Origin of the sequence: Mycobacterium sp. 852002-51961_SCH5331710, assembly GCF_001665535.1 — a bacterium.
Classification (GTDB): domain Bacteria; phylum Actinomycetota; class Actinomycetes; order Mycobacteriales; family Mycobacteriaceae; genus Mycobacterium.
Map to the genome: position 1 here is coordinate 25,748 of NZ_LZSQ01000045.1, position 26,703 is coordinate 52,450.

Below are 26,703 nucleotides of genomic sequence, written 5' to 3' on the forward strand. Positions count from 1 at the left end.
GGGCGGCCTTAGACTGCGTTCATGACTTTGCGACGGCATTTGATCGCGGGGCTTTTCGCGGCTGCGCTGGCGGCAGCGCCCGTTTCACCCGTCGTCGCGGCGGCGCAGCCCGGCAACTGTTGCTGCCCGCCGGGCCAGACCGGCGTCATCTACGGGTGCTCGTCGTTCTGCGTCGACGGCAAGGCGCTCGACACCAGCACCGGTCTGTGCGTTCCGGTTCCGCCGCCTTACCCCCATCCGCCGGTCACGCAGTGACCTGAGTCAGCCGGTCTGCTGAAGGTCGCCCCGGGCGAGGCAGATTTCGGCGAGCTCATCGAGCGACAACGGCAGTACGCGCGCGAGCGCGGCGATCGTCGTGAACGACGGCGTCGCCAGTCGGCCGGTCTCGATCTTGCGGAGCGTTTCCGGTGAAATCGCCGCCGCCTCAGCCACTTCCGCGAGTGTGCGCGCGCCGCGAGCCTGCCGGAGTTGCTCGCCGATGCGCTTACCGGCGGCGAGTTGTTCTGCGGTCAACGGAAGTCGCACCATGCTCGGCAGCCTACCTCGACGCGGTATGAAAATACCGCGCGCTCCGTTAGGCTGGTATTTTCATACCGGTCAGGAGGTCAGTCGGGTGCTGGAGTTGAAGACACCGAGGGAAGTCGCGGCGATGGACGTCACCGGTAGCTTCCTCGCCGAACTGCTCGACGATCTCGCTGCGCGCGCCCAGCCCGGGGTGAACCTGCTGGACCTCGAGCACCGCGCCAGGACGTTGATCGCCGACCGCGGCGCCGAGTCCTGCTACTGGGACTATGCGCCGTCCTTCGGCCGCGGGCCGTTCCGCAACGTCATCTGCCTGTCGGTGAACGACGCTGTGCTGCACGGACTTCCGCACGACTATGTGCTGAGCGACGGTGACCTGCTCAGCATGGACATCGCGGTCTCGATCGACGGATGGGTCGCCGACTGCGCACGCAGCATCATCGTCGGCACCGCGGCAGCCGAGGATCGGCGCCTCATTACCGCCACCGAACAGGCGCTCGATGCGGGCATCGCCGCGGCGCTTCCCGGCAACCGCCTCGGCGACATCTCCGCGGCCATCGGCGCCGTCGCCGCCGACTACGGATATCTGGTCAACACCGAATTCGGCGGCCACGGGTTGGGCCGCACCATGCACGAGGATCCGCACGTCCCCAACACCGGGCGCCCGGGCCGCGGGCTCAAGCTGCGCCCCGGGCTGACGCTGGCACTCGAACCGTGGTTCGCCGCAGGCACGGACAAGATCGTCTACGACCCCGACGGGTGGACCATCCGCTCGGCCGACGGCTCGCGCACGTCGCACAGCGAACACACCATCGCGATCACCGACGGCCCGCCGCTCGTGCTCACCCGCCGCGAGCGCGTCACCAGCCCGCCGGGCGGCGGCGAAGGTTAAGCCCGCGTCGTGTCGGTAATTCAAGATCTATGCCCGACGAACCACCGCGCCGCGACCTGCTGCAAGAGCTTCTCCATGCGTACGGCCCGTGCGGCCAGGAGAACTCCGTGCGCGATGTGTGCCGCCGCGAGCTGAAACCCCACGCCGACGAGATGTGGGTCGACGAGGCGGGAAACCTCGTCGGCCTGGTTCACGGCCGGGACCGGCAGGCGCAGGCGATCCGCGTGATGGCGCACATGGACGAGCTGTCGATGCTCGTCAAGCGCATCAACGATGACGGGACCCTGCGCATGACGCCGCTGGGCACGATGTATCCGGGGAACTTCGGCCTGGGCCCGGTCGCACTGCTCGGCGATCAGCGCACCGTCTGCGGCGTACTGACGCTCGGCTCCGAGCACACCACCAAGGAGAGCACGCGCATCTGGGAGACCAAACCCGATCAGGGTGATCAGGCGCTGGACTGGCTGCACGTGTACGTCTTCACCGGCCACAGCCCCGACGAATTTGCCGAGGCCGGCATCAAACCGGGCACGCGGGCGTGCGTGCACCGCAGCAAGCGCACTTTGATCGACGTCGGCTCGGACTACCTCGGGTGCTATTTCATGGACGACCGCGCGGCGGTCACCGCGCTGCTGGACGTGGCCGGCCGGCTCGCTTCGGAGGGCGGGCGTCCCGCGCGCGACACCTATCTCGTGTTCACCACCAGCGAGGAGGTCGGCGGTGTCGGGGGCACCTACGCCAGCCGCGCTCTGCCCGGCGACCTGACCCTGGCACTGGAGGTGGGGCCGACGGAGGACGAGTACGGCACGACTTGCAGCGGCGGCCCGATCGTCGCGTACAGCGACGCCGAGACCATCTACGACAAGGCGGTCGCCGACGCCCTGATCGCCGCCGCGACCGACCTCGGACTGTCGCCTCAGCCCGCGGTGCTCGGTGCGTTCGAATCCGATGCCTCACACGCGAAAGCCAGCGGACTCACGGCTCGTGCCGGCCTGCTGTGCCTGCCCACGCTCAGCACGCACGGCTACGAAGTCATTGCCCGACAAGCGATTCCAGACATGGCCTCGACGCTCGCCGAATTCCTGCGGCGCGCTGCGTGATTCGACGTTCAGCCGTCTAGTTCGCCGGCGATTCCGCGCTCGATCGCCGCGCGGGCACGCTCGGGTAGCACCAGCAGCCCGTCGAGTTCGCGCCGGGCGAGGTCGTAGCCGCGCTCGCGTTCCTGCGGGGTGGCCGCGATGTCGGTCGCGATGCGCAGCATGCTCTGAGCGCGTGCGATGCGCTGCTGATCCTGTGCCGAGAAGTCGCCGCGCCGACGGCGGACCGCCTCGGTTTCGGCGGCCTCGAACGCGGTGACGTAGTCGGTGACGGCGTCGACATACTCGCGCGCCGCGCCGGCGTCGTCGACGAGATCCTCCGCCTTGGCCGGGCGCAGCAGGTCCGCGCGCAGTTTGGTCCGGTGGAATCGCTCGGTCAACGGGTCGCGCATGTCGGTCATCAGCGGGTAGTCGAGCAGCTTCGCGACGTCGAGTTCGTACTCGAGCCAGCGGGTGTCGACCCGGTCGTGTGCCTTCACCGCCCGCGCGATCGCCTGCCACTGCACGCCGGGACCCGTGACGCGCTGCGGCGGGTCGGTGGCGATCTCTTCGCGGCCGCCGTCCTGGCGTGCGCGGGCCGCGACCACGGCCCGCCATCCGCCGTAGAGCACGCCGACGAGCGGAACGAGCACGATCAGCAGCTCGAACAGGCGGATGATCAGGCCCATGCAGCCAGGATGCCACCGGGGCGGAACCGGCCGGTGGTCCGCGCAAGATTGCAGCTAGGGCTGTGGGTGGATTGCGTTCACGACCCTGGGCGCAAAATCGACGACACGGGCGGTCAGGCGTCGCCGGCACCTGGACCGTAGGCCCGCGCGATGTCGGGCGAGTCGAGCCAGCCCGAGTACGTCGGCCGCTGCGGCCAGCCCTCCGGCGAGTCCTGCCACTCCTCCTGGCGGCCCCACGGCAGCACGTCGATGAGCGCGAACGTGTGGCTGACTTGTTCGGTACCACGGCCGTTGGTGTGCCAGGTGCGGTACACGGTGTCACCGTCACGCAGGAACACGTTGACCCCGAACCCTTCACCGGGCGCGGAGTCGACGTCGGCGCCGAACGAGCTCTCCGACGACGAGTACCAGTCCATCCGGTTGCCGACCTTGGTGCGGTAGGCCAGCGCCTCCTCGATGGGGCCGTTGGTGACGATGACGAAGCGGGCGTCGTAGTTGTCGAGGAACTCCAGGCGGGTGAACTGTGAGGTGAAGCCGGTGCAGCCGCCGCACTGCCATTCCGCGCCGTCGGACCACATGTGGTTGTAGACGATCAGCTGGGAGCGGCCCTCGAAGACATCGGCAAGCCGGACCGGACCCTTTTCGCCGATCAGCGTGTAGTCGGGCATCCGGACCATCGGCAGCCGCCTGCGCTGGGCGGCGATGGCGTCCAGTTCTCGCGTCGCCGCCTTCTCGCGGCGGCGCAGGTCGTCGAGCGCGGCGCGCCATGTCGCATGATCGACGACGGGGGGTAAGGCGGCCGGTTGAGTCGTGGCGGTCATACGTTCCTCCTGCGGTGGTGATGCTCTTGCAGGAGTAGACCGACTCAGCGGCCCAAAGTCATCGCTATTTGCTCTTCTTGCCGCCGCCGGAGTTCTTGCCGCCCTTCTTCGACGCATCGGGCGTGTTGGCGATCGCCGCTGCGCGGGACTTGCTCATGCCCTTCTTGCGCAGACCCTCGTACTGTTTGTCGTTCTTGACGCTGGAACCGTGATCCTTCGCCATGGTGGCCCTCCTTGATGGTGGTCCGCACCGAATACCCGCGAGCGGGCGTGTCTGCACACGACACACCGCGAATTTTCCGCCGTTCCTGCACGCTCACGCCGCCCGAGCGTGCGCACTTCACCGCATGACGTGCGGATATTGCGTAGCGGGGTGGACATCGAACATGTCCCGGTACGACGGTGGCTGCCGGTCGCCGTCGTCCTTGATGCCGTACTTGACCGCCAGCTCCGCGCCGATCAGCGTCTGGCCGCTGACGTCCATCACGGCGGGATCCCGAAACAGCGCCCAGATGACGTGGCCGGTCAGCTCCGGGGTTTCGGCGGTGTCGAGGATGTGACCGAACTTCTCGGGGTTGCTCGCGATGATTCCGCGGACCCGTTCGGTCAACAGCGAACCCATCCAGATCGACACCGCGGCGATGCCGAATTCCCGGAAGTCGAAGGCCATGTCGGCGGCCATCTTGTCGGTGCCGGCCTTCGGGACTCCGTAGGCCGGCCCGAACGCGTAATGCACCGCGCCCGACGATGACGTGAACGCGACCAGGCCGCTGCGGTGCGGAAGCATCAGCGGCGCGGCGTGGACTGTCGCGACGTAGCTGCTGCGCAACCCGACGTCGAGGGTGTCGATGACGTTGAGCGGTTCTTCCCAGAACTTCGTGCGGCCCATCATCTCGTCGCGGATCAGCGCGGCGTTGTTGACCAAGATGTCGATGCGTCCCTGCTCGCGCGCGACCCGATCGAAGAACTCCTTGACTTGAGCGTCGTCGCCGTGGTCGACACGGACGGCGATGCCCTTGCCTCCCGCATCGGTGACCGCCTGCGCGGTCTCGTCGATCGTGCCCGACAGCCGCGAACCCCCTACGCTGCCGCCGTTCTGGGTCCGTCCCGTGACGTAGACGGTGCACCCGTGGCTGCCCAGTGCGCGTGCGATACCCGCCCCCGCACCGCGGCTGGCCCCGGTCACCACCGCGACGGTCTCGGTCACCTGATCACTCTCCTCGAACGTTCTACTCGCCACGACGCCGTACTGTACGCTCGTATAGCGGGACCGGTCGAGTCGACCTTGGAAGGGTCGCGGCGGCAGGATTCGTTCTGGCGAACCGCGTGTCGGCGTCACCCGCGGCCGAAGCCACCGCGGGTGCGAGAATGTTCGTCAGCCAATCTGAGAGGTGACGATGGCAGCATCGCCCCGCCGCGTCGGTGCCGAGACGTCGAAGACGCGCGACATCCTGCTGGACTCCGTCGAGAAGATGATGCTCGAGGAGGGATACGCCAGCGTGAGTTACCGCGCGCTGGCGGCCAAGGCGGGCGTCACCTCGAGCCTGGTGCAGTACTACTTCCCCTCGCTCGACGACATCTTTCTCGCGGCGATCCGGCGCTACTCCGAGCGCAATCTCACGGTGTTGAGCGAGGCACTCGACACGCGTTCGGAGGATCCCCTGCACGCGCTGTGGGAGTACAGCTGGGACGAGGCGACCGGCGCCCTCATCACCGAATTCATGGCGCTGGGCAACCATCGCAAGTCCATCGCATCGGAGATCGCCGAAGTCACCAACCGGGTCCGCAAGATCCAGGTCGACGCGCTGGCGCAGCGGTACGGCGCTCGCACCCGCTTCGACGGTGATCTGTCGCTGGGCGCCGCCGTGCTATTGATCACCGGGATTCCCAAGTTCCTCAACCTCGAGGAGGGCGTCGGCGTCGATGCGTCGCACACCGAGGTCGTCAAGGCGGTCGAAAAGTACCTCGACACAATCGAACCCCGGGCCGCGCGGCGCAAGCCCAAGAAGAGGCCGACCACCCGTCGCTGACCTTGCTATACGATTGCATGGCCTGTACGTTCGTACAGCAAGGTGATGCGATAGCGAGGGGACAAGCGTGAACCGCGTGGCAGTGGTCACCGGCGGCGGCTCGGGGCTGGGCCGCTCGATTGCCGAACATCTCGCCCGCGACGGACATTCCGTCGCCGTCGTGGACGTCAACCTCGGCTCCGCATCCCAGGTGGCCGACGAGTTGCAGGCGTCTGGCGCAACCGCCGCGGGAATCGCGGCCGACGTATCCGATCGGGCCGCCGTACAACAGGCCTTCGATACGACGCGTAAGTCGTTGGGGCCGATCGGGATTCTGGTAACCAGCGCGGCGCTCGCCGGATTCACGAAGTTCGACGAAATCACCCTCGACGAATGGAACCGCTACCTGGCGGTCAACCTCACGGGCACCTTCTTGTGTATGCAGGCCGCGCTGCCCGACATGGTCGCTTCGCAGTGGGGGCGGATCGTCACGATCTCGTCGGCGGCCGGTCAGAACGGAGCCGTCCGTCAGGGCCACTATTCGGCGACCAAGGGCGGGGTCATCGCGATGACCAAGACCGTCGCAGCGGAGTACGCGTCGCGGGGAATCACCGCAAACACCATCCCGCCGTTCGTGATCGACACTCCGATGCTGCGCGAACAACAGCGAGCCAAGAAGCTGCCGCCTGCCGAGACGCTGGTGCGGGCCATCCCCGCCGGCCGCCTCGGTACCGCGGACGACGTGGCGGCGACGTGTGCGTTCTTGTGTTCGGAGGCAGCGGGTTACGTGACCGGACAGGTGATCGGCGTCAACGGGGGCGCGGTGCTGTGACGCGTCAACCGGCAGGCGGCACGGGGCGCACCTTGTTGTGCACCAGCTCGATCAGCTGACCCTCCGGGTCGCGCGCCATGCAGGCGAATCCGCCTCCCGGATCGGCGACGATCGTGCCACCCGCGGAGGTGACCGCCGCTTGCGCCGCGGCCATATCGTCCACGACGATCGACAGGTGGGTCAGGCCGGCGCCGACCATGCCGCGTTCGGGTTCATCGGGCGCGGGATGCCCCGCGAAGGTCAACAGCTGCAGCACGAAGCCGTCCTGCTGTAGGTAGGCGGCTTCGAACCCGATCGGTGGGGTGAGCGGAAGCAGTCCGGCCGCCATCTGGTCGGGGATCGTCATTCGTTTCACCTCGGCGAAGCCGAGCGCCTCGTAGAACGACTTGGAGGCGTCGAGGTCGCGTACACGCAGACCGACATGGCTGACTCCCATGTCACACCCCCGCCGGGCCGGGGCCGCCGTGCATGTACAACGTCTGGCCCGAACAGAAGCTGGACGCGTCGGAGGCGAAGAACAACACGCCGTGGCCGATTTCGTCGGGTTCGCCGACGCGGCCGGCTCCGTTGGTCTGGCCGATCATGTCGATGTCGAAACCCTGCCGCTGCGCGTCGGATTCGAGGCCCGGTGTGCGGATCGCACCGCATGCGATCGCGTTGACCCGCACGCCTTTACGGGTCCACGCCGCAGCCATCGACCCTGTCAGGTTGTTCAGTCCGGCCTTGGCGGCCGCATACGCCACCGCCTGAGGCATGGCCAACAGGCTGGCGCCCGACGAGATGTTAACGATCGCACCCTTGCCCTGCTTGATCATCGGCTCGACCGCGGCACGGGACAGGTACCAGGCGGAGGACAGGTTCAGGTCGAGGACGTGCTGCCATTCGTCGTCGGTCCACTTCATGATCGACTTCGTCTCGCCGCCGCCCGCGCTGTTGACCAGAATGTCGAGCCGGCCGAACTCGGTCAGCGTCGTGGCGACCAGCTCGCGGCACGCATCGGCCTGGGTCACGTCGGTCGGCACCGCGAGCGCGCGGCGGCCGAGCGCCTCGATCTCGGTGACGGTGGACTTCAGCGGTTCCGTTCGCCTGCCGGCGAGCACGATGTCGGCGCCGCGCTCGGCCAGCGTGAGCGCCGAACCGCGGCCGATGCCGGTCCCTCCGCCGGTGATGACGGCGACCCGTCCCTCCATCGAGAATCTGTCGTTCACGGTCATGTCCTTTCTTGGTGGGTCTGCGGCGTTGAGCGTCAACGCAGTTCGTCGATGACGTTCGCGTAGCGATCGAGGTAGGCCAACGTGGTGAAGGGATCGTCGCCGTCACGACGGCCGCCGCCCAGCACCACCCGGTTGATTCCGAGATCCCGGTAGCGGAGCAGTCTTTCGGGCTTCGGCTCTCCCCACGCCATGACGGTGATATCGAGCATGGCGGGGTCGCGCCCGACGTCCTCGGCCGTGCAGCGGTAGTCGGCCAGCGCCGCAGGCAGATCACGGAATGCGGCGTCGCCAGGCAGCCACCCGTCGGCCCAGCCGAGGCACTCACGCGTCGCCTTGGGCCCGGTGGTGGCCGCCAGCAGCGGCGGATGTGGTTTCTGGTGCGGTTTGGGATGGCTCCACACCGGTTCGAAATCGTAGAAGTCGCCGTGGTGTTCGGCTTCGTCGTCGCGCCACAGCGTCTTCAAAGCGGCCACCATGTCCGCCAGTGCACGGTAACGGTCCCGCCATGCGGTCGAACTGCCCACCTCGAGTTCGGCGCGCATCCCGACCCCGGCACCGAGGACCAGACGCCCCTGGCTCATCTGGTCAAGCGTCGCGACTTCCTTTGCGAGGGTGAAGATCTCACGTTCGAGCGGTAGCACCACCGAGGTGCCGACGCGCAGCGTCTCGGTCGCCTGCGCGGCCGCCAGCAGGGACAGGAGGGGATCCCCCATCTGCTTCTGCGATGCGAGCAGGCCGCCGGGCACCTGTTCTTTGGCGGCGACGGGAATCTGTGGGTGCTCGCCGACCCAGAGCGATTCGAATCCCCGGGCTTCGAGTTCGGCGCCGAGTACGTCGGGTTTGAGGTCGCGCGGCGTGTTCAGCGAGACGAACCCGAGATCCACCGCCACGCTCCTTTACGCCGCCACCGGTTGTGCCATACGATCGTACAATGCCATACGTTCGTACAACAAGCGCCCGTCCTGCCGGAAGGCCGCCATCGTGACCGCGCCCATCAGGAACGAGCTGTACTACGACCCGTATGACGTGGCTATCGACGTCGACCCATATCCCGTCTACCGCCGCCTGCGGGACGAATCACCGGTGTACTACAACGACAAATTCGGGTTCTGGGGCCTGAGTCGGTTCGCCGACGTCGAGAACGCGCTGCGCGACGTCGAGAACCTCAGCTCGGCCAAGGGCGACATCCTCGAGGTCGTCAAGGCTGAACCGGTTATGCCGCTGGGGGTTTTCATCAACGAGGACCCACCCCTGCACACCGTTCATCGCCTGTTGGTGTCGCGCGCGTTCACACCGCGGAAGATGGCGGCCATCGAGGACCAGGTGCGCGCGTTCTGCGCGGCCTGCCTGGATCCATTGCGCGACGGCGATCGCTTCGACTTCACCACCGACCTCGGCTCGGAGATGCCGATGCGCGTTATCGGGATGCTGGTCGGCATGCCGGACTCGCTGCAGCGTTCGGTCCGCAGTGTCGCCGGTCGCAGGCTGCGCAACACGCCGGGTGAACCGCTGCCGGTCAGCAAGAACAACTACTTCAACGGCAACATGTTTCGCGAGTACGTCGCCTGGCGCGAGCAGAACCCGTCCGACGACCTGGTGAGCGAACTGCTCAATGTCGAGTTCACCGACGTCGACGGCACGGTGCGGCGTTTGAGCACCGAAGAACTGCTGGTCTTCCTCGGCGTGATCGCCAACGCCGGGACCGAGACCGTGGGCCGGCTGTTCGGCTGGCTGGGCAAGCTGCTCGGCGAACACCCCGACCAGCGGCGTGAGCTGAGCCGCGACCCGAGCCTGATCGGAAACGCGGTCGAGGAAGTGCTGCGTTTCGAGCCGCCGGTACACCACATCGCTCGGTATGTCGCCAATGACGTTGTGTACCACGACCAGACGATCCCGACCGGCAGCGCGCTGCTGCTGATGAGCGGGTCGGCGAACCGCGACGACCGCAAGTTCGACGATCCGGACACCTTCGACATCCACCGCGCGGCCAACAACCACCTGTCGTTCGGGCGGGGCACGCACTTCTGCCTCGGTGCTTCCCTGGCCCGCGTCGAGGGCCGGGTGGCCCTGGAGGAGATCCTCAAGCGCTGGCCGGACTGGACGATCGACACGGACAACGCTGTGCGGGCGCCCACGACGACGGTGCGCGGCTGGGACTCGATGCCCGCGGTGCTCGGCTGAGACTTCGCAGCCCCGCCGCGGTCAGCGGCGGGGGCGGTCCGCAGGCACGTTGAGCCGGTTGTCCGCAGTCTCCAGCTCTGCGAATTGCATTGGCCACGGGTCTCTTCCGTGCTGGACGACCCAGCACGCCCCCGTGGTGTCCAGGGGCGCGGTCGCCGCAGTGACGACGGCATCCGCGCTGGCTTCCGGTTCCATCACCGGTACCCCGATTCCCTCCACCAGCGCGCGACGGTCGCCGAGCGCGCCCGTCTCGGTGATACCCGGGCAGATCGTGTGCACCGCGATGCGTTCGGCGGCGAGGCTGGGAGCGACAGAGCGCATCAAGCCGACGACGGCGTGCTTGCCGAGCGAGTACACCGGGTCGGGGTGCCACGGCATGAGTCCGGCGAGCGACGCCGTCGCCAGGATCGCGCGGTCGCCGTCGGCGAGGGAGCGCATCGTTCGCACGGCCGTCGCGACGCCGTACACCACGCCGTCGAGGTTCACGCCCAACGACTTCCGGTAGTCGGAAAGGTCGAGTGAGCCGATGTCGCCCGACCACCGGACGGTGACGCCGGCGTTCAGCAATGCGAGATCGAGCCCGCCGAGGTCCTCGACGCACCGGGTGAACGACGCAGCCACCTGATCGCTGTCCGCGACGTCGCAGGCCAACGCCAACCCGCCGAGCGGTTCGGCCGCCGCACGCGCCGCGCCTTCGTCGATGTCGACGACGCAGACCCGCATGCCTTCGACCGAAAGCCGTTGCGCGGCAGCACGGCCGATGCCCGAACCACCGCCGGTGACGAGCGCGACCCGTCCGGCCAGCTGCATCAGGGCCTCACCACCGGTCGACGGGTTCGCTGTCCATCTGCAGCGGCCGCGCATAGGACAGGTCGGTCCGGTCCCACTTGCCCTTGATGAAGCCCTTCACCGCGCCGGACGCCAGCACCGACGAGTCGCCCTGCATCATCCACTCGATCGTGCAGCGCCGCAGCGCGATCTTCCACTCGCCGTCGCGGCGTTCGAGGCGGTCGAGGTAGCGCCCGCCCATCAACGCGACCACCTTGCCGCCCTTGGCCCGCATCGAGCCCATCACGTAACTCTCGGCGTGGGCCACGTCGCCGTCGATCTCGCACGTGTGGGTGGTGATGTTGTGCAAGTGGTCCTCGAACACCGCGCTGTGGGCGTTGTTGGCGTACTCGGCGTACTCGGCGCCGACCTTCACCACGGGGCCGTGTTCGTCGACGCCGTCTTCGAAGTAGACGCTCGACATCAGGTCGCTGTCGTGACGGTCGTGCCCGCGAGCCTGGTTCATGACACAGTCCAGGATCGCGATCCGGTCCTCGACGTACTGCAGCCGATTGCGCAACTGCTCAAGGTCGTCGGCGGTGGTCATGCGGGCCCCTTCCCATGGCGTCCATACATTCGTACAGCACGTTATACGATCGTATAGCATCGGCTCAACGGCCACCGCTTCCCGCTAAGGTCGACGGGCAGCACGACCGCCGAACGGAGGAGCATGCGGCAACCGACCAACGACGTGTGGGAGACGCTGGCCACCGCGCGGGCCATCCGCCGGTTCACCGACGAACCCGTCGACGAGGCGACGCTCAAGCGCTGCCTGGAGGCGGCCACGTGGGCTCCCAACGGCGCCAACGCCCAACTGTGGCGCTTTGTCATCCTGGACTCTCCCGAGCAGCGGGCCGTGGTGGCGAAGGCGGCGCAGGCCGCACTGCGGTCCATCGAGTCGATCTACGGGATGAGCAGGCCCGCCGTCGACGACACCAGCCGCGCCGCCCGCAACAACCGGGCGACCTACGAACTGCACGACCGCGCCGGCGAGCTCACCTCCGTCCTGTTCGCCGCGTTCCGCAACGAGTTCGCCTCGGAGTTCCTGCAGGGCGGGTCGATCTTCCCGGCGATGCAGAACTTCTATCTCGCCGCCCGCGCGCAGGGACTCGGGGCGTGCTTCACGAGCTGGGCCTCCTACGACGGGGAGAAGCTGATCCGCGAGGCGGTCGGCGTGCCCGACGAATGGGCGCTGGCCGGCCACGTCGTCGTGGGGTGGCCGCGCGGTCGGCACGGCCCCGTGCGCCGCCGCCCGATCTCCGACGTCGTCTTCCGCAACCACTGGGACGGCGAGCGCAGCGACATCATCTACGGTGCCGGCGCCCGCAAGCGCTGACCCCGGGAGCGTCAGACCGCCACCGACAGCCTTGCGGCGGGATGCAACCACGCAGCGACACTGCGGACATAGTCCTTGAACGCAACGAGGCGCGACGGATCGTCCTTGATCTGCGAACCCGGCCGCTCGGTCACGAATGACGGTGCACCGCAGGAGATGTCCCAGTTGTAGTCGGCGAAGTGGTGGACCGTCGACTCGGCGACCGCCCGGCCCATCGGCCTGCCGTCCGGCGCGCGTTCACCGTCGAGCAGTACCGCGAGGTTGAACACCCGGCCGGTCGACGCGCTCCGACCCTGGGCCAGCACGGCGGCGTTCGGAACGCCGTCGGCCGACACCAGACCTTCGTGCGGATGCGCGGGAAACCATTCGATCCGTCCGCTGGCGGTCTGGTCGGTGCGCAGCAGTTCGTGAGCGGATTCGCTCGCCAGCACCCGCTGGCAATCCCCGTTGGCTCCGGAATGGTAGTTCGGCCACGAGATGTCGGGCGTGTCCCGATCGTCGCACATGGTCTCCGGATCGACTGTCGCGTCGTGGAATTCGTTGACCAGGCCGAGTGAGCCGAGCCGGTTCAGACAGCAGCCAAGATCTTGGTGATCGCGCGCGGTGAGCACGCCGCCGCCGTCGTAGCGGAACCGCATGATCGCCTCGGCATCCGCGGGAGTCAACCCGTTGCCGACGTCGACGGCCATCAACCACAGCTGGTCGTAGCCGAGCTCGTCGAGGTGGCTCAGCACGGGGTCGTCGCCGTCGACACGGTTGCGCGCCACGACTTCGTGCCCTGCGGCGCGGAGGTCGTCTGCCAGCAGTGAGAACCGGGAGATGTCCCAGTCGTCGGGATGGGCACAGATCGTCGACTGCAACAGGATCCTGGACATCGGAACTCACCCCTGCACGCGCAGGTGTTTGCGCGCTTCGAGTTCGGCCTCGTCGACGAGCACGAGCATCGGCTGGTCCGGTACGCACAGCATGGTCACGGTGAAGCGACACCGCATGTCATCGCGATTGTTGCCGTCCGAGTAGTGAATGACGTCACCGCCGGGCTCCCAGAACGCCTCACCCGCCCGGAGCACCCTGGGCGGTTGGCCTTCGAGCTCGAAGAGCATCTCGCCTTCGAGCATGTAGCCGAACGCCGGGCCGCCTGGATGGCGGTGAGGCGGAGCGCCGGGGCTCCCCGGCGGGTAGTCGATGACGACGGTCATCGCGTGCGCACCGGCGGGGATGGTGGGCGGCTGCACCTCCTGTACAACGGTCAGTGCGTCTTCCCACGAGGCGTCCTGTGTCTTGGTCATTCTCGTTCTCCTTTCGGGAGTTCCAGGTTTCAGACGGCGCCGCCGCCACCGTCGGCGTGCAGCACCGAACCGGTGACGAAGCTCGCGCGCGGCGAAGCGAGAAACAGCACCGCCTCGGCGATCTCTCGCGGTCTTGCCGTTCGTCCGAGCGGAAGCGAACGGCCGAGCTCCTCGTTGGTCTCGCCCCATTCGGCCTCCACGCCTTCGGTTTTCGTCGGGCCGGGCGCGACGCTGTTGACGCGTACACCGCCTGGACCGAATTCAGCGGCCCACGTCCGGGTCAGCGATTCGACGGCGGCCTTGGACGCGCTGTAGACGCCCGCACCCGGCACACCCTTCGACGCGACCATCGTCGTCACGTTGACGATCGAGCCGTGGCCGCGCTGCAACATTCCGGGCACCAGGCCGGCCGCCAGGAAGTACAGGCCGCGGACGTTGGTGTCGAACGTCTTCCCGAACGCGTCGACCTGCTGGTCGACGGTCAGCGCCGACGGGAAGTTCGCGGCGTTGTTCACCAGGATGTCGATGTCGCCTGCCTGCTCGATCAGCGACGCCACCGAGTCCATGTCCGACAGGTCGGCCTGGACGAAGCGCACGTTGCCGTCGATGCCCGATGCGGCGCGCTTACCGCGTTCGGCGTCCCTTCCGGTGATGATGACCGCGGCACCCTCGCGCGCAAACAACCGCGCGCAGGCGAGCCCGATTCCGGCGGTGCCGCCGGTGATCAACGCGTTCTTGTATGCCAATTCCATTGCTGTTCCTCAGGCGATGCAGGGTTCGGGGGTTGCGGTGCGGTCGTGCGCGAGATGGGCGAGCGCCATGCGCATGCGCTGCCTGGCCCGCGAAATCCGCGACATCACGGTGCCCATCGGGATGGCGAGGATCTCGGCCGTCTCGGCGTAGGTGTAGCCCTCGACATCGGCGTAGAACAGCACCTCGCGGAAGCCCTCGGGCATCGCGGCCATCGCCGACTTGACGTCGCCGTCGGGTAGCGCGTCGAGCACCTCCGCCTCGGCCGAACGGACGCCCCCTCGGCGGGCCGCGGCGCCGGCCAGGTCACCGTCGGTCAGGTAGTCGGCCGAAACCTCGGTCACGCGGCGCTGTTTGGCACGGTGGGTGCTGACCCATCGGTTGTAGAGGATGCGGAACAGCCACGCCTTGAGGTTGCTGCCTTCCTGGAAGGACGAGAACCCGGCGTATGCGTGCAGCAGGGTGTCCTGAAGCAGGTCCTCGGCGTCGGCGTCGCTGCGGGCCAGCCGGCGCGCGCCCCGGGCCAGCACCTCGAAGAGCGGCGCGGCATCTCGAGCGAACCGCGCGGCGAGTTCCGTGTCCTGGGTGGTCCTGGTGGGGAGGGACGTGATGGTCATGATCCGATCTCCTCGAGTCGCTGGTGTCACACCCCACGCTCGCCGCTAGCGAGGGAAAGCGGACCCTTGAAAACCCGTAGTCCGTCGTTTCGTGGTCCGTAGCGGATCTCCACGGTCAGTCGCCGACGAAGCTGACGGTCTCCTCGACCGGGGCTCGCCCCGTCCGGATGTAGACCTCGTCAGGGTGCTGGTGGCCGATCGACATGCCGCAGAAGAGCATGAGCTCGTCGGGCGGCTGCACGACGTCTCCAACGGTCTCGCGCACCTGTGACCAGGCCATCTGCGGGCAGCTGTGCAATCCCTCCGCCCGCAGGAGCAGCATCACGGTCTGCAGATACATGCCGAGATCCGCCCACTGCGGCCGGCCGAGGTCACGGTCGACGTAGCAGAACAGCGCCGCAGGAGCGCCGAAGCAGTCCCAGTTCGCGATCGCGGCGCGCTGCCGAGCCTGCCAGTCCTCGCGCTCGATTCCGAGCGCGCTGTACCGCTCTCTACCGAAGGTCGAGCGGCGCTCGCTGTAGGGCGACTTCAGATCGGCCGGGTACAGCTGGTACTCGCGTTCGTCCCAGGGGTCGCCTGCGGCCACGCGCTCCGTCGCGAGCTTCTTGAGCCGCTCGAGGGGTTCGCCGGTCACGACGTAGATGCGCCACGGCTGAAGGTTGGATCCCGATGGGGACCACCGGGCTGCGTCGAGCACACGCTCGAGCACCTCCATGGGGACCGGCTCGTCGGTGAATCGGCGTACCGCTCGTCTGCTCTTGACCGCGTCGTAGACGTTCATGATGACCTGCTTTTCGGTTCGATGCCTTGACGGCTACCTCAAGACTGCCGACATTCGCGGCCAATCGAACCCTGGAAAGCGCGTGGTCCGAATCGATTACGGATTCTGCGTGGTCTGCTAACTCGCCCACGACATGTTACGAAGCTGCCGGCGCGAGGTGATGCCGAGCTTGACGAACACCTTGCGCAGATGCCATTCGACGGTGTGCGTGCTGATGAACAGCTGCGCGCCGATCTCCTGATTCGTCAGGCCGTCGGCGGCCAGCCGGGCGATCTGCGCTTCCTGCGCCGTCAGGTCGCCGCCGCCCGAACTCGCCGTCTGCTTGCGCACCTTCTCCCCCGTGGCGACGAGTTCGCGGCGTGCGCGTTCGGCGAATGCCTGCGCGCCGATCCGCGTGAAAGTCTCATGGGCGTCGGTGAGTTCGCGGCGGGCGTCGATCCGTCGGTTCGCCCGGCGCAGCCATTCGCCGTACAGCAGCCGGGCCCTGGCGTGATGCACCACGATTCCGGCGCGGTCCAGGCGCTCGATGGCCTCGACGAACAGGCGGTCGGCGGTGTCGTCGTCGGCGAGCAGGGCCTGGGCGTTGGCCAGCGCCCCGAGACCCCAGTCGGTACCGCTGGCGCCGGCGCGCTGCTCGAGCCGTTCGAGGGCGCGTCGCGCCGTATCGTCGTCCCCGGTCCGCGTCGCGGCCTCGACGAGTTCGAACAGGCACCAGCCGTGGATTCCGAAGTCGTCGTAGTCACATGCGTCGCGGGCGGCGGCCACCGCCTCCTCGTAGCGACCGAGACCGTTGTACAGCAACGCAGTTGCGTAGCCGGTGAGCCCGAGCAGACGGCCCTCACCCCGGGCGATCCCGTCGGACGCGGCGCTCTGGAGCAGCGGACCCGCCTGCGTGACGTCACCCCGCCACGCTGCGAGCAATACCCAGTGGTAGCGCACCGGCGAGTTGTGGTCGGTGGCCGCGGTGATCGAGGCGGCCTCCTCGAGAAGCTCTGCTGCCGAGCCGAATTCGCCCGCAATCGTGTGGACCCCGGCCCGGTAGATGAGCGCTCGGGGCAGCCCGGCGAGCGCACCGGAGGTGCGAGCGTAACGCACCGCCGCAGTCGACAGTTCGAGCAGGAGTCGGCGGTCCCACAGTTCGTGGGCGCACGATTCCTGCAGTATCGGAAACCCGGGCACCTTCAGCCAGCGGCCGACCGCGCCGTCGTCGGAATTCGCCTGCTCGCACATCGCTTCCAAGCCTGCACGCAGCGTGGCCCCACCCTGTCCGACCCCGCCGGTGATCCGCTCGGCGATTCCCTTCAGCAGGTGGTCGATCGCCCGGGGTAGCTCCGAGACCTCCTGCAACGCGGTTCGCGCGTCCTCCGCGGCGCGCACGAGCGCATCCGGTTCGCCGAGGCGACCCGCATACATCAGCGCTGCGATCGCCTCGAGATACCCCTCCCGCGACGAATACCCGTCGACCCCGTGCAGGCGGCGCGCGGCGTCGAGAAGCGGGGGCGCGGTGTCCGCCAGTCGCGGCGCGCCGGTTTCGCCGGCCCGGCTGCGCACGAAGTCCATCTGCGCCCGCAGCCGCGCGATCAGCGCCCGCTGCAACTCGGACAGCGGGCCGAGTTCGGCGATCGCGAGCAGTTCATGCGCGGCTTCCGGCGCGGCGGCGTCCCGTTTGGCGTATGCCGCTGTCAGCGCTCTCGCCCCGCGCAGCGACGGGTCGGCCGTCAGCGTGGTCGCGCGCTCCAAAAACGTTGCTGCCGCCGCCATTCCGCCTCTGCTCTGGGCACGCGCCGCGGAATCCTCCAGCTCGGCGGCGATCGCCTCGTCCGGTCCCGCCGCGGCGTTGGCCGCATGCCAGGCGCGACGGTCGGGGTCGGTCGCCGGATCGGTCGTGTCGGCGAGCGCGCGATGGACCGCCCGGCGATCCGCCAGGGCGGCGGCGCGGTAGGCCGCAGAGCGAATCAGCGGGTGGTGGAAGCGCATCCGCGGGCCGAACTCGATCAGGCCGTCGGCTTCCGCGGGTGCCAGGTCGTCGACGGGGATGCCCAATTGCGCTGCGGCGCGCAGGAACAGGGCGGCGTCACCGATGGGTTCGGTGGCGGCGATCAGCAGCAGCTGCCGCGTCGCGCGAGGTAACGCCTGGATGCGCCGGATGAAGCCCTGTTCGACTGCCGCCGTCGACGAGCGCTTACCGGATATCCAGAATCCGCCGGACAGTTCGGTCGCCGACACGCTGCGCGGCACCTCGAGGATTGCGAGCGGAACGCCTCGGGTCTCGGCGATGATGCGGTCGCGCACCCGCGGGTCGATCCCGCCGAACATGACCGATTCCAACAGTTCTCGCGCATCGGTGTCCGACAGTCCCTCGACCGGCAGCTCGGGCAGACCGGACAGCAGCTCGGGCTGGTCGCGGACCGCGAACACCAGTCCGACCGGCTCGGCGAGCAGTCGTCGCGCGATGAAGCCGAGCGTCTGGATTGAAACCTGGTCCAGCCACTGGGCGTCGTCGACGATGCACAGGACCGGTTGGTCATCGGCCGCGGCGGCCAGCACGCTGAGCACCGCGAGCCCGACCAGGAAGCGGTCGGGTGTCTCCCCGACTCCGCGCCCGAACGCTACGTTGAGCGCTTCGCGTTGCGGTTCGGGGATCGCGTCGAGGTGCGTCATCAGCGGAGCACAAAGTTGCTGCAGTCCGGCGAAGGCCAGCTCCATATCCGATTCCACACCGGCGACGTGCACGATCTGGAATCCGGACGCGGCTTCGCAGACGTAGTCGAGCAGGGCCGTCTTCCCGACACCCGCCTCGCCGCGCAGGACCAGCACCTGACAGCTGCCGGATCGGACGGTCGCCACCAGGTTGTGCAGCGTTTCGCATTCCCGGGTACGGCCACGCAGGGCTTGTGCTGCACCCTGGCCAGACATAGACACCACCGCGTTCTGGGTGGACCCGCGACGGTCGCCGGTTACCCGATCTGATCTTGGATCGTACGAGGCGTGCGCCGGCGGGTCCACAGCCGCGATTTGTGAGTGATTCCGTTCGCTCGCCGAACGTTTTCACTCACAAATCGCCCGTCAGGCCGTCGCGGCGGTCGCCAGGATCCAGTCCTCGTAACGCGTGGCGAACAGCGTTGCGCCCGCGCCGGGCACCAGCGTGCGTTCCTCGAGGTCGATGCCCCAGTACTTCGCCGCGGGATCGGCGACGACCCGGCGGGTGTCGCCGCGGGCGGTCAGCGCGGTCCGGATCAGGTCGGGCAGCAGGACCTCCGCGGGTCCCCCGATCTCGACAATGCGGTTGGCCGGCTCGTTCGCCGCGGCGATGGCGAGGCCCTCGGCGACATCGGCGGCGGCCATCGGCCGGAAGTACGCCGGTGGCATCCGCACGATGTCGCCGTCGGTGGCCGAGTCGGCGAGCGTCGGGAGAAACTCGAAGAACTGTGTCGCGTGCACGATCGTGTACGGGATCGGCCCGTCGCTGATCAGCCGTTCCTGGTCGAGCTTGGCCTGGAAGTAGCCACTTTGCGGGGCCATCTGGTCGGTGCCCACCACCGACAGCGCGACGTGGTGGCCGACGCCGGCGTCCTTTTCCGCGTCGAGCAGAGTGGTCGTGGCGGTGCGAAAGAACTCCTGCGCCGAATCGTCGAGCTGCGGCGAGTTCGACACGTCGACCACCACGGCCGCGCCCTGCAGCGCATCCCGCAGGCCCTCGCCGGTGAAGGTGTTCACGCCCGTCGAGGGCGCCGCGGCGACCGTGTCGTGGCCCTGCCGATCCAGGATCTGAACCAGTTTCGAACCGATGAGGCCGGTTCCGCCGATGACGACGATCTTCATGATGAGCCTTCCGTTTGTCCGACAGCTTCCTGCCCGTCCAAACGGCTGGCGGCTCAAAAACTCATCCCGCCGCCGGCGAAGAAGCTCAAAACGCGTACCGCACCCGGCAGCTGGGCAGCTTCGCGGCGATCAGATCGGTCAACTCGTTGACCCAGCGACCCTTCCACGGGCTCTTGTAGCGCACGTTCCACTGCCCGCTCTGGCTGCGCTTGACCTGTTGCAGGTCGGGACGCCACAGCAGGTCCTCGCCTTTGGGATGCCAGCCGAGATTCACGTCGTGCAGACCCTCGTTGTGGGTGAGGAAGATGATCTCGGCGGCCAGCTGCTGCTTGGTGCGATCGGACGTGCCGTCGGCGATCTGCTCGAGCAGCTCCGTCCAGTCGGCAAGCCAATTCTCATGCACGACAACCGGGCTGAAGTTCAGGTGCACCTCGTAGCCGGCTTCGACGAAGTCGTCGATCGCGGCGATCCGGTCGACGATCTTCGACGTACGCACGTCGAGCACCCGCGACGTCTCCGCCGGCATCAGGCTGAACCGCACGCGGGTACCGCCGCGCGGGTCGTAGTCGAGCAGGTCGCGGTTGACCAGCTTGGTCGCGAAGCTCGCCTTGGCGTTGGGGATTCGCGCGAACAGGTCGACCAGGTCGCGGACATTGTCGGAGACCATGGCGTCGACCGAGCAGTCGCTGTTCTCGCCGATGTCGTAAACCCAGTCGACGGGATCGCATTGGTTCGGTTGCGGTTTCACGCCTTGCCGGGCGGCGTGGCGTTCGAGGTATCCGGTGATCTTCTCGATGTTGGCGAACACCGTGATCGGGTTCGCGAAACCCTTACGACGCGGAACGTAGCAGTACGAGCACGCCATCGCGCATCCGTTCGCGGTCGATGGTGCGATCCAGTCGCTGGAGCGCTCGTTGCGTCGCGCGCTCAGGCTCTTCTTCTCACCGAGCACCAGCACTTCCCGCTTGTTGCGAACCCAGTCCTCGATGTTGCCCTCGTTTCCGTACAGGCCCGGTATCGCCTGATGCGACAGCACCTGGATGCGCTCGGCATCGGGGAAGCGCTCGAACACCTGACGCGCGCGCGGTAACCGTTCGATGTCGGGCTCGTGGTAAATCCGCTTGACGTCGAGAAGGCGGTCGGCGAGCGCAGCGGGTGTGCGCCGGGTCACGCCGTCGTGGTCGGCCATCGTCATGTCCCGTTCAACGTGCGGCGGTCCGACTCCGATGCAGTTGATCTTGTTGACGGCCAATGAGGTTCGTCACGCTCGCCGCGATACTGCGCGATATCGCGTGCGATCGGTGTGGCCTGCTGCCGAAAAGACCGCAGCGGGCCGATCAGCGGCTCGTCGTAACCGGCGAACCACAGACCCGGCGCGGCGGCAGGCAACCCGTTGACCTTCGGGGCGCCCTCGTCGTCCAGCACGTCGTGGTGTCCCACCAGCGGATCGAGTCCTCGCCGGTAGCCTGTCGCGGCAATCACCGCATCCGGCGTCACCACGTTGCCGTCGGCCAGCACCACCTTGTCGCCGTCGAACGACTCGACGGCGGCGACGATCTCGATGCGCCCCGCCTTGACGTGGGGCACCAGCTCGTCACCGATCGTCGGGATCTGCTCATCGGTCAGCAGCGCCGAGTAGATGCCCCGGCGCGGCGCGGGCAGGCCCTCGCGGCGGAGGTCGCCGAACCACAGCTTGCGCATCAGTGCGGCCGCCTGGTCCAGCACGGGCACCGGGAGGCGTTCGAACGCGGCGCTGAACGTGTCGACCGGAATCCCTGCGGCAGACCGCGGCACGAGATGCGGCGGTGTACGCACCGCCATCCGCACCCGCCGTGCGGCACCGTCGCTGAGCTGCAACGCGATGTCGGCCGCCGAGTTCCCCGCGCCCGCCACCAGCACGTCGCGGCCGGCGAAGGGTTCGGTGTTGCGGTAGTGCTCGGAGTGCAGCACCTCGCCGGTGAATGTCTCGATTCCGGGCCACTCCGGCAGCGCCGGCGTGTGGTAGTTGCCGGTGGCGATGACGACGGCCGCCGCGCTGAGCGACCCGTCGTCGGTGACCAGCCGCCATGCGCCGTGTTCACGGTCCACTCGAATTACGTTGACGCCGAACGCCATACGAATCTTCTGCCGACGCACGTAGTCGTCGAAATAGTCGACCATGTGGTCGCGGGTGGGCCAGCGTCCGTACTGCAGCGGAATCCGCTGTCCGGGCAGATGCGACCACCACCCGCAGGTGTTGAGCCGGAAGCCGTCGTAGCGATTGCGCCATGACGACGCGGGGGCATCGGCGCGGTCGACCACGAGCGCCTCGACATCGCATTCGTGACGGAGCTGCCGGGCGATCGCGAGGCCACTGGGACCCGCGCCGATGATGACGACGGGTTCGTCGTGCGCCATCTACGGCAGGTGTCTGGTGGTCAGCAGCCCCTTGGTGAGGTCGCGCTGGAACTGCTCGAGCAGCGACCGGCGCCGCAGCGGCGGGCTTTCGGTGTGCGCTTGCTGGGCCACTCCACCGATGACGTCGGCGAGCGCGTCGACCGAGTTCCACTGGGGGCGCCAGTCGAGTTCGGCCTCGGCGCGCCCGCAGTCGAGCAGCGGAACGCTGAACGGCATGTCGAGCCAGCCGCGGTCGATCGGCTGCAGTCGCGCGCGCCAGCTGAGGTCGACCAGCGCGCCGAGTACCCCCGACGGCACGTGGACCGGTTTGGCCTTCAGCACCTCGGCGACCTGATCGCGGCCCACCGGCGGCTCGGATGCCAGGTTGAACGGGCCGCTCGCGCCGCGTTCGACCACTCTGGCCAGCGCGTCGGCGACATCGTCGGCGTGGATCAACGGAATACACAGGCGGCGGTCGAGAGGCAGCAGCGGCAACAGCGGTACCGCGAGCATCGGCACGTATCCGGGCAGCGCGTAGCGCATCAGACCGCTCGCCGCGGCACGCTGCACGATGAAGCCGGGCCGCATCCGCGCGATCGGGACGCCCGCATCCCCGTGTTCGAGTTCGTAATCGTCGAGCAGCGCTTCGGCGCTCGACTTGTCGCGGCTGTACGGCGAGGTGCGGATTCCGCTCGTGGGCCACGACTCGTCGACGTATTGGCCGTACCGGCCGGGCGCGTAGGCGCCGACCGACGACTGGTGCACCAGGCGCCCGACCCGCGCGTCGTGCGCGGCCTCCAGAACGGCCGTCGTGCCGCCCACGCCGATGCGGTTGAGGTACTCGGTGTTTCGGGTCGGTTGGAAACCCCATGCGAGGTGGACGACCGCGTCCGCGCCGTCGAAGATGCCCCGGAGTTGGGCGGCCGCATCGGAATCGGCGAGGTCGAGCCCGTGCCAGCGGGCCCTTTTGTAGACGCCGGTCGGTTCCGGCGGCCGTCGCACGACGCCGACGATCTCGTGTGCGGTGTCGCTTTCGGTCAGCCGCCGCAGCAGTGCGGTGCCGACGTTGCCCGAAGCTCCGGTGATGACGATGCGCATGGAACAAGACTTCCCGCATCGCACCCGATCAACACGGGTCAGACGGCAGCGGCGGTCTCACCCTCGAGTTGGCGGGCCCGGACATCGTTGAGGAACCGGCCCACCTCGACCGCGAGTCGGCGCGCATGCGACGAATCGACAAGATCGAATGCGTGTCCCGCACGTCGAACCTCGCTGTACTCCACCGGATTTCGCGACACGGCGCGCAGTTCCTCGGCGAACACGCGAGCCTCCCCCACGGGGATGATGGTGTCCTGCTCACCGTGGATGAGGAAGAACGGCGGCGCATCCGCGTGGATGCGGGCCAGCGGTGAGGCCGCCTCGAAAATCTCCGGATGCCGAGACTGCTTGCGCCCGACCACGACTCGCTCCAGGAAGTTCTGGAAGTTCTTCCGGGTGGGGGTCGACCGGTCCTGCCAGTCGTAGCGCCCGTAGATCCCGACGACGGCGTCGACGGTGGTGTCGGCGTCCTCGGTGAGTTCGCCGCGGAATGCCGGGTCGCCGGGTGTGAGGCCCGCGAGGGAGGCCAGGTGGCCGCCCGCGGAGCAGCCCGCGATCGCGACGAAGTTCCGGTCACCGCCGTACTTGTCGACGTTGGCGCGCGCCCAGGCGATCGCCGCGTTCACGTCGGCGATGTGGCGGGGCCAGCGGTTCACCGGGGAGACCCGGTAGTCCATCGTCAGGCACACCCAGCCCTGCTTGACCAAGTGGTGCAGCATCGTGTGGCCCTGCATCACGCGTGACCCCTGCACCCAGGCGCCGCCGGGGACGAACAGCAGTACGGGCGCGTCGGGCGGCAGGTCGGGGCGCCGCCACACGTCGAGCAGCTGCGAGGGGTGGTCTCCGTAGCGCACCGAGCTGCGGTACAGGCAGCGCTGACGCTGGGCGCGGAAGCGGAGATAGGGAGGCACGCGGCTGCCGCGGTAGGACGCGACGTCCTGATCGGGCATATCGGCGGGCGCGGCCTCGGCCGGGTCGGCGCCGAGACGTCGGGTGACCATGCCGCGCAGCGCTGCGGGCGCGTAGTGGTGGCCGTACATCGCCATCGCGGTGAGGCCGGCGAACGGTTCCAGATGCTTGCCGACGACCGGGAGCGACGAATAGAACCGCGTCGACGCCATGACCAGGTCGAACGGGTGCAGTGACGGATGAAGAGCCATGATCAGCCAGCCAACGCCAGGTCAGGGTCGCCGGCTCCGCTGCAGGTCACGCAGACGGCCTCTTCGAGGCTGAAATGCCCGCACGTGGGGCAGATGAACTCGAGCATGCGTTACGCCTTTCGAGACTTGTGTCATGCCGACTTTCTGCAGCCCGCCTCACATACCCCTGCGTCTGCGCGCCAAAACCCGCCGATACCGATCTGTGCCGTCAGTACTGTGGCGTTCGTGAAATACCTAGACGTCGAGGGAATGGGCCGGGTCAGCCGTATTGGGCTCGGGACCTGGCAGTTCGGTTCTCGGGAGTGGGGCTACGGCGAGAGCTACGCCTCCGGACCCGCCCGTGAGATCGTGCAGCGATCCCTGGCGCTCGGCGTCACGTTGTTCGACACCGCCGAGATCTACGGGTTCGGCAAGAGCGAGCGGATCCTCAGCGAGGCCCTGGGCGATCGGCGCTCGGAAGTGGCGGTGGCCAGCAAGGTCTTCCCGGTCGCACCGTTCCCCGCGGTGGTCAAGCAGCGCGCGCACGCCAGCGCGCAGCGGTTGGGGCTGCAGAAGATCCCCCTGTATCAGGTCCACCAGCCGAACCCCGTGGTGCCCGATTCGGTGATCATGCCGGGAATGCGTGACCTGCTCGATGAGGGCGTGATCGGCGCCGCCGGCGTCTCGAACTACTCGCTGTCGCGCTGGCAGCGGGCCGACACGGCGCTCGGACGACCCGTGATCAGCAACCAGGTGCACTTCTCGCTGGCCCATCCGCAGGCGCTCGAACGCCTGGTGCCGTTCGCCGAGCGGGAGAACCGCGTCGTGATCGCCTACAGCCCGCTGGCGCAGGGATTGCTCGGCGGAAAGTACGGACCCGACAACCGCCCCGGCGGCATCCGTGCGACGAATCCGCTCTTCGGCACCGAGAACTTGCGCCGCGCCGAACCGCTGTTGCAGACGCTGCGCGACGTGGCCGCCGATGTCGGGGCCAAGCCCGCGCAGGTGGCGCTCGCGTGGCTGATCCACTTGCCCAACGTGGTCGCGATACCGGGCGCGTCGAGCGTCGAACAACTCGAGTTCAACGTGGCCGCCGCCGACATCGAGTTGAGCGCCGAGGCGCAGGAAGCGCTCACCGCCGCCGCCCGCGCGTTCCGGCCGGTGGGCACCGCGCGCTTCCTGGCGGACACGGTTCGCGAAAGGCTCGGCGTCGGTTAGTTTTTCGTGTTCTCGAGGGTGAGCACCGTGATGTCGGGCGGGGCGCCGACGCGCACCGGCGGGCCCCAGAACCCGGCGCCGCGGGTCACATACAGCTGGGTGTCGTCGACGCGCGTGAGGCCCGCGAGCGACGGCTGGGCGGCGCGAACGAGGTAGTGGAACGGCCACATCTGCCCGCCGTGGGTGTGGCCGGACAGTTGCAGGTCGACCCCTCGCGCGGCCGCCTCTTCGACCTGCACCGGCTGATGGGCGAGCAGGATCGTCGGCCCACCGGATGAGAGACCGGACAGTGCGCGATCGAAATCCGGCCCGTCCGAATGCCTTTCCCCGACGAGGTCGTTGACCCCTGCGAGGTTGAGCACCGCGGAGCCGCGACGGATCGCCGTGTTCTCGTTGCGCAGCGGCTGGACGCCCCAGCGCGCCATCTCGCGTAACCACTCGGCGGTGTCATCGACGAAGTACTCGTGATTGCCGGTGACGAAGAACGCGCCGTCGGGTGCCGCGAGGTCTCGCAACGGCGCTGCGGCCGAACCGAGTTCGGCGACGGTGCCGTCGACCAGATCACCGACGATCGCGACGAGGTCGGGTTCCGCCTCGTTGATCATTCCGACGATCCGCTCGGTGTGCGCCCGTCCCAGCAGCGGCCCGAGGTGGATGTCCGACACCACCGCGATCCGAAAACCGCGGAACGCCGGATCGAGGGCACGCAGCCGCACCGGCGCCCGCAGCAGGTCCGGTGGCCCCAGTGCGGTGGCCGTGCCGACTCCGACCAGGCCGACCGATGCGGCCCCCGCGGCGACGGCGCTCGCGCGGGCCAGGAACAGGCGGCGGCTGAGCGCGTTCGGGTCCTCGGGCTCCGGAGCCGACGGCGCCCGACGGACCCACCGCCGCAGCAGCAGTCGCACCGGTTCGAGCACCAGCAGCGTCAGCAGCAGATAGGCGGCCACACCGAACCACAGGTAACCCGGCCAGGCGTACCAGCCGGCGTCGGCCGGACCGAACACGCGCGGCAGCAGCAGCGCCGCGAGAAGGAGCGCGGCCAACCCTAGGAGGACGGCGCTGAGCACCCGCCGCGCGCGACCCGGCCGGGTGGTGTCCTTGACCAGCCGTTTCCACAGGTAGACGTGCATCAGCGCGAGCACCGCGCCGAGGATGACGATGAACATGCGCACCCTTCAGGTGATTTCGGTGCACTACCGATCGATCAGCGACT

30 protein-coding genes are annotated in these 26,703 nt (G+C 68.2%); 8 read left to right on the top strand and 22 right to left on the bottom strand.

The genetic code is table 11. The annotated features are described in order from the left end of the window. The first annotated feature begins 21 nt into the window (after positions 1-21). Positions 22-255 carry a hypothetical protein gene (locus A5752_RS07535; RefSeq protein WP_067083836.1) on the top strand — a complete coding sequence of 78 codons (234 nt, stop codon included), beginning with the start codon at positions 22-24 and terminating at the stop codon, positions 253-255. 6 nt (positions 256-261) lie between these two features. Here the strand turns inward: A5752_RS07535 and A5752_RS07540 are convergent, their stop codons facing one another. Next, complete coding sequence (locus A5752_RS07540; RefSeq protein WP_067083838.1) at positions 262-528, bottom strand: helix-turn-helix domain-containing protein; 267 nt, start codon at positions 526-528, stop codon at positions 262-264. A gap of 85 nt (positions 529-613) precedes the next feature. On the opposite strand from A5752_RS07540, the gene map reads away from it, so the two are divergent. Together map and A5752_RS07550 are read left to right on the top strand one after the other, a co-directional pair. Further along, entirely contained in the window at positions 614-1,414 is an 801-nt protein-coding gene (gene map, locus A5752_RS07545) for a type I methionyl aminopeptidase (protein WP_067083840.1), read from the top strand. A 29-nt stretch (positions 1,415-1,443) separates the two neighbouring features. Then, positions 1,444-2,514, top strand: coding sequence for a M42 family metallopeptidase (locus A5752_RS07550; RefSeq protein ID WP_067083842.1), 1,071 nt, complete (start codon positions 1,444-1,446; stop codon positions 2,512-2,514). Between the two features lie 8 nt (positions 2,515-2,522). Here A5752_RS07550 and A5752_RS07555 read toward each other — a convergent pair whose 3' ends face one another. The 4 genes from A5752_RS07555 to A5752_RS07565 all read right to left on the bottom strand — a co-directional run bounded on the left by A5752_RS07555 (position 2,523) and on the right by A5752_RS07565 (position 5,207). Next, positions 2,523-3,179 carry a hypothetical protein gene (locus A5752_RS07555; RefSeq protein ID WP_067083844.1) on the bottom strand — a complete coding sequence of 219 codons (657 nt, stop codon included), beginning with the start codon at positions 3,177-3,179 and terminating at the stop codon, positions 2,523-2,525. Between the two features lie 113 nt (positions 3,180-3,292). Further along, positions 3,293-4,000 carry a DUF899 domain-containing protein gene (locus A5752_RS07560; RefSeq protein ID WP_067083846.1) on the bottom strand — a complete coding sequence of 236 codons (708 nt, stop codon included), beginning with the start codon at positions 3,998-4,000 and terminating at the stop codon, positions 3,293-3,295. Between the two features lie 64 nt (positions 4,001-4,064). Next, positions 4,065-4,223 (bottom strand): DUF7218 family protein, encoded by a 159-nt coding sequence (locus A5752_RS27710; protein WP_197500568.1) that lies wholly within the window; start codon positions 4,221-4,223, stop codon positions 4,065-4,067. 117 nt (positions 4,224-4,340) lie between these two features. Then, positions 4,341-5,207, bottom strand: coding sequence for an SDR family NAD(P)-dependent oxidoreductase (locus A5752_RS07565; RefSeq protein ID WP_067084001.1), 867 nt, complete (start codon positions 5,205-5,207; stop codon positions 4,341-4,343). A 190-nt stretch (positions 5,208-5,397) separates the two neighbouring features. Here A5752_RS07565 and A5752_RS07570 point away from each other — a divergent pair, with 190 nt between their 5' ends. Then, entirely contained in the window at positions 5,398-6,030 is a 633-nt protein-coding gene (locus tag A5752_RS07570; RefSeq protein WP_067084002.1) for a TetR/AcrR family transcriptional regulator, read from the top strand. A 67-nt stretch (positions 6,031-6,097) separates the two neighbouring features. Next, positions 6,098-6,841 carry an SDR family NAD(P)-dependent oxidoreductase gene (locus A5752_RS07575; RefSeq protein WP_067083848.1) on the top strand — a complete coding sequence of 248 codons (744 nt, stop codon included), beginning with the start codon at positions 6,098-6,100 and terminating at the stop codon, positions 6,839-6,841. A 4-nt stretch (positions 6,842-6,845) separates the two neighbouring features. Here the strand turns inward: A5752_RS07575 and A5752_RS07580 are convergent, their stop codons facing one another. Genes A5752_RS07580 through A5752_RS07590 form a run of 3 tightly spaced genes read right to left on the bottom strand, consistent with a single transcriptional unit; the run spans position 6,846 to position 8,939 of the window. Continuing rightward, on the bottom strand, positions 6,846-7,277 hold the full coding sequence (locus tag A5752_RS07580) for a VOC family protein (RefSeq protein ID WP_067083850.1): 432 nt from the start codon (positions 7,275-7,277) through the stop codon (positions 6,846-6,848). Position 7,278: 1 nt separating this feature from the next. Beyond that, positions 7,279-8,049, bottom strand: coding sequence for an SDR family NAD(P)-dependent oxidoreductase (locus A5752_RS07585; protein WP_067084004.1), 771 nt, complete (start codon positions 8,047-8,049; stop codon positions 7,279-7,281). 38 nt (positions 8,050-8,087) lie between these two features. Then, entirely contained in the window at positions 8,088-8,939 is an 852-nt protein-coding gene (locus A5752_RS07590; RefSeq protein ID WP_067084006.1) for a TIGR03619 family F420-dependent LLM class oxidoreductase, read from the bottom strand. A gap of 97 nt (positions 8,940-9,036) precedes the next feature. Between A5752_RS07590 and A5752_RS07595 the strand changes: the two genes are divergently transcribed. Then, on the top strand, positions 9,037-10,236 hold the full coding sequence (locus A5752_RS07595; protein ID WP_231983349.1) for a cytochrome P450: 1,200 nt from the start codon (positions 9,037-9,039) through the stop codon (positions 10,234-10,236). A gap of 21 nt (positions 10,237-10,257) precedes the next feature. Here A5752_RS07595 and A5752_RS07600 read toward each other — a convergent pair whose 3' ends face one another. After that, complete coding sequence (locus A5752_RS07600; protein ID WP_067083852.1) at positions 10,258-11,046, bottom strand: SDR family oxidoreductase; 789 nt, start codon at positions 11,044-11,046, stop codon at positions 10,258-10,260. 7 nt (positions 11,047-11,053) lie between these two features. Beyond that, positions 11,054-11,611 carry a nuclear transport factor 2 family protein gene (locus tag A5752_RS07605; protein WP_067083859.1) on the bottom strand — a complete coding sequence of 186 codons (558 nt, stop codon included), beginning with the start codon at positions 11,609-11,611 and terminating at the stop codon, positions 11,054-11,056. Positions 11,612-11,734: 123 nt separating this feature from the next. On the opposite strand from A5752_RS07605, the gene A5752_RS07610 reads away from it, so the two are divergent. After that, entirely contained in the window at positions 11,735-12,400 is a 666-nt protein-coding gene (locus tag A5752_RS07610) for a nitroreductase family protein (RefSeq protein ID WP_067083869.1), read from the top strand. An 11-nt stretch (positions 12,401-12,411) separates the two neighbouring features. Here A5752_RS07610 and A5752_RS07615 read toward each other — a convergent pair whose 3' ends face one another. The 11 genes from A5752_RS07615 to A5752_RS07665 form a co-directional block, all read right to left on the bottom strand. Continuing rightward, positions 12,412-13,275 (bottom strand): hypothetical protein, encoded by an 864-nt coding sequence (locus A5752_RS07615; RefSeq protein WP_067083877.1) that lies wholly within the window; start codon positions 13,273-13,275, stop codon positions 12,412-12,414. 6 nt (positions 13,276-13,281) lie between these two features. After that, a complete protein-coding gene (locus A5752_RS07620; RefSeq protein ID WP_067083880.1) occupies positions 13,282-13,689 on the bottom strand; it encodes a cupin domain-containing protein in 408 nt (135 codons plus the stop codon). 29 nt (positions 13,690-13,718) lie between these two features. Continuing rightward, complete coding sequence (locus tag A5752_RS07625; RefSeq protein ID WP_067083882.1) at positions 13,719-14,441, bottom strand: SDR family NAD(P)-dependent oxidoreductase; 723 nt, start codon at positions 14,439-14,441, stop codon at positions 13,719-13,721. A gap of 9 nt (positions 14,442-14,450) precedes the next feature. Further along, positions 14,451-15,056, bottom strand: a complete 606-nt coding sequence (locus A5752_RS07630) for a sigma-70 family RNA polymerase sigma factor (RefSeq protein ID WP_067083884.1) — start codon at positions 15,054-15,056, stop codon at positions 14,451-14,453. Positions 15,057-15,171: 115 nt separating this feature from the next. After that, positions 15,172-15,837 (bottom strand): nitroreductase, encoded by a 666-nt coding sequence (locus tag A5752_RS07635; protein WP_067083889.1) that lies wholly within the window; start codon positions 15,835-15,837, stop codon positions 15,172-15,174. A gap of 117 nt (positions 15,838-15,954) precedes the next feature. Continuing rightward, positions 15,955-18,753, bottom strand: coding sequence for a helix-turn-helix transcriptional regulator (locus tag A5752_RS07640; protein ID WP_067083892.1), 2,799 nt, complete (start codon positions 18,751-18,753; stop codon positions 15,955-15,957). A 150-nt stretch (positions 18,754-18,903) separates the two neighbouring features. Then, on the bottom strand, positions 18,904-19,659 hold the full coding sequence (locus A5752_RS07645; protein ID WP_067083895.1) for an SDR family oxidoreductase: 756 nt from the start codon (positions 19,657-19,659) through the stop codon (positions 18,904-18,906). Between the two features lie 85 nt (positions 19,660-19,744). After that, positions 19,745-20,854 (bottom strand): spore photoproduct lyase family protein, encoded by a 1,110-nt coding sequence (locus tag A5752_RS07650; protein WP_067083901.1) that lies wholly within the window; start codon positions 20,852-20,854, stop codon positions 19,745-19,747. Further along, positions 20,851-22,056, bottom strand: coding sequence for a flavin-containing monooxygenase (locus A5752_RS07655; RefSeq protein WP_082963798.1), 1,206 nt, complete (start codon positions 22,054-22,056; stop codon positions 20,851-20,853). The genes A5752_RS07650 and A5752_RS07655 overlap by 4 nt, the downstream gene beginning before the upstream one ends. Then, positions 22,057-23,133 (bottom strand): NAD-dependent epimerase/dehydratase family protein, encoded by a 1,077-nt coding sequence (locus A5752_RS07660; RefSeq protein WP_067083905.1) that lies wholly within the window; start codon positions 23,131-23,133, stop codon positions 22,057-22,059. Between the two features lie 38 nt (positions 23,134-23,171). Beyond that, complete coding sequence (locus tag A5752_RS07665; RefSeq protein WP_067083913.1) at positions 23,172-24,293, bottom strand: alpha/beta hydrolase; 1,122 nt, start codon at positions 24,291-24,293, stop codon at positions 23,172-23,174. A gap of 225 nt (positions 24,294-24,518) precedes the next feature. Here A5752_RS07665 and A5752_RS07670 point away from each other — a divergent pair, with 225 nt between their 5' ends. Further along, the gene (locus A5752_RS07670) at positions 24,519-25,490 is read left to right on the top strand and encodes an aldo/keto reductase (protein ID WP_067084010.1); all 972 of its coding nucleotides are present in this window, start codon (positions 24,519-24,521) and stop codon (positions 25,488-25,490) included. Here A5752_RS07670 and A5752_RS07675 read toward each other — a convergent pair. Continuing rightward, on the bottom strand, positions 25,487-26,656 hold the full coding sequence (locus tag A5752_RS07675; protein ID WP_067083915.1) for a metallophosphoesterase: 1,170 nt from the start codon (positions 26,654-26,656) through the stop codon (positions 25,487-25,489). The genes A5752_RS07670 and A5752_RS07675 overlap by 4 nt on opposite strands. Between the last annotated feature and the right edge of the window lie 47 nt (positions 26,657-26,703).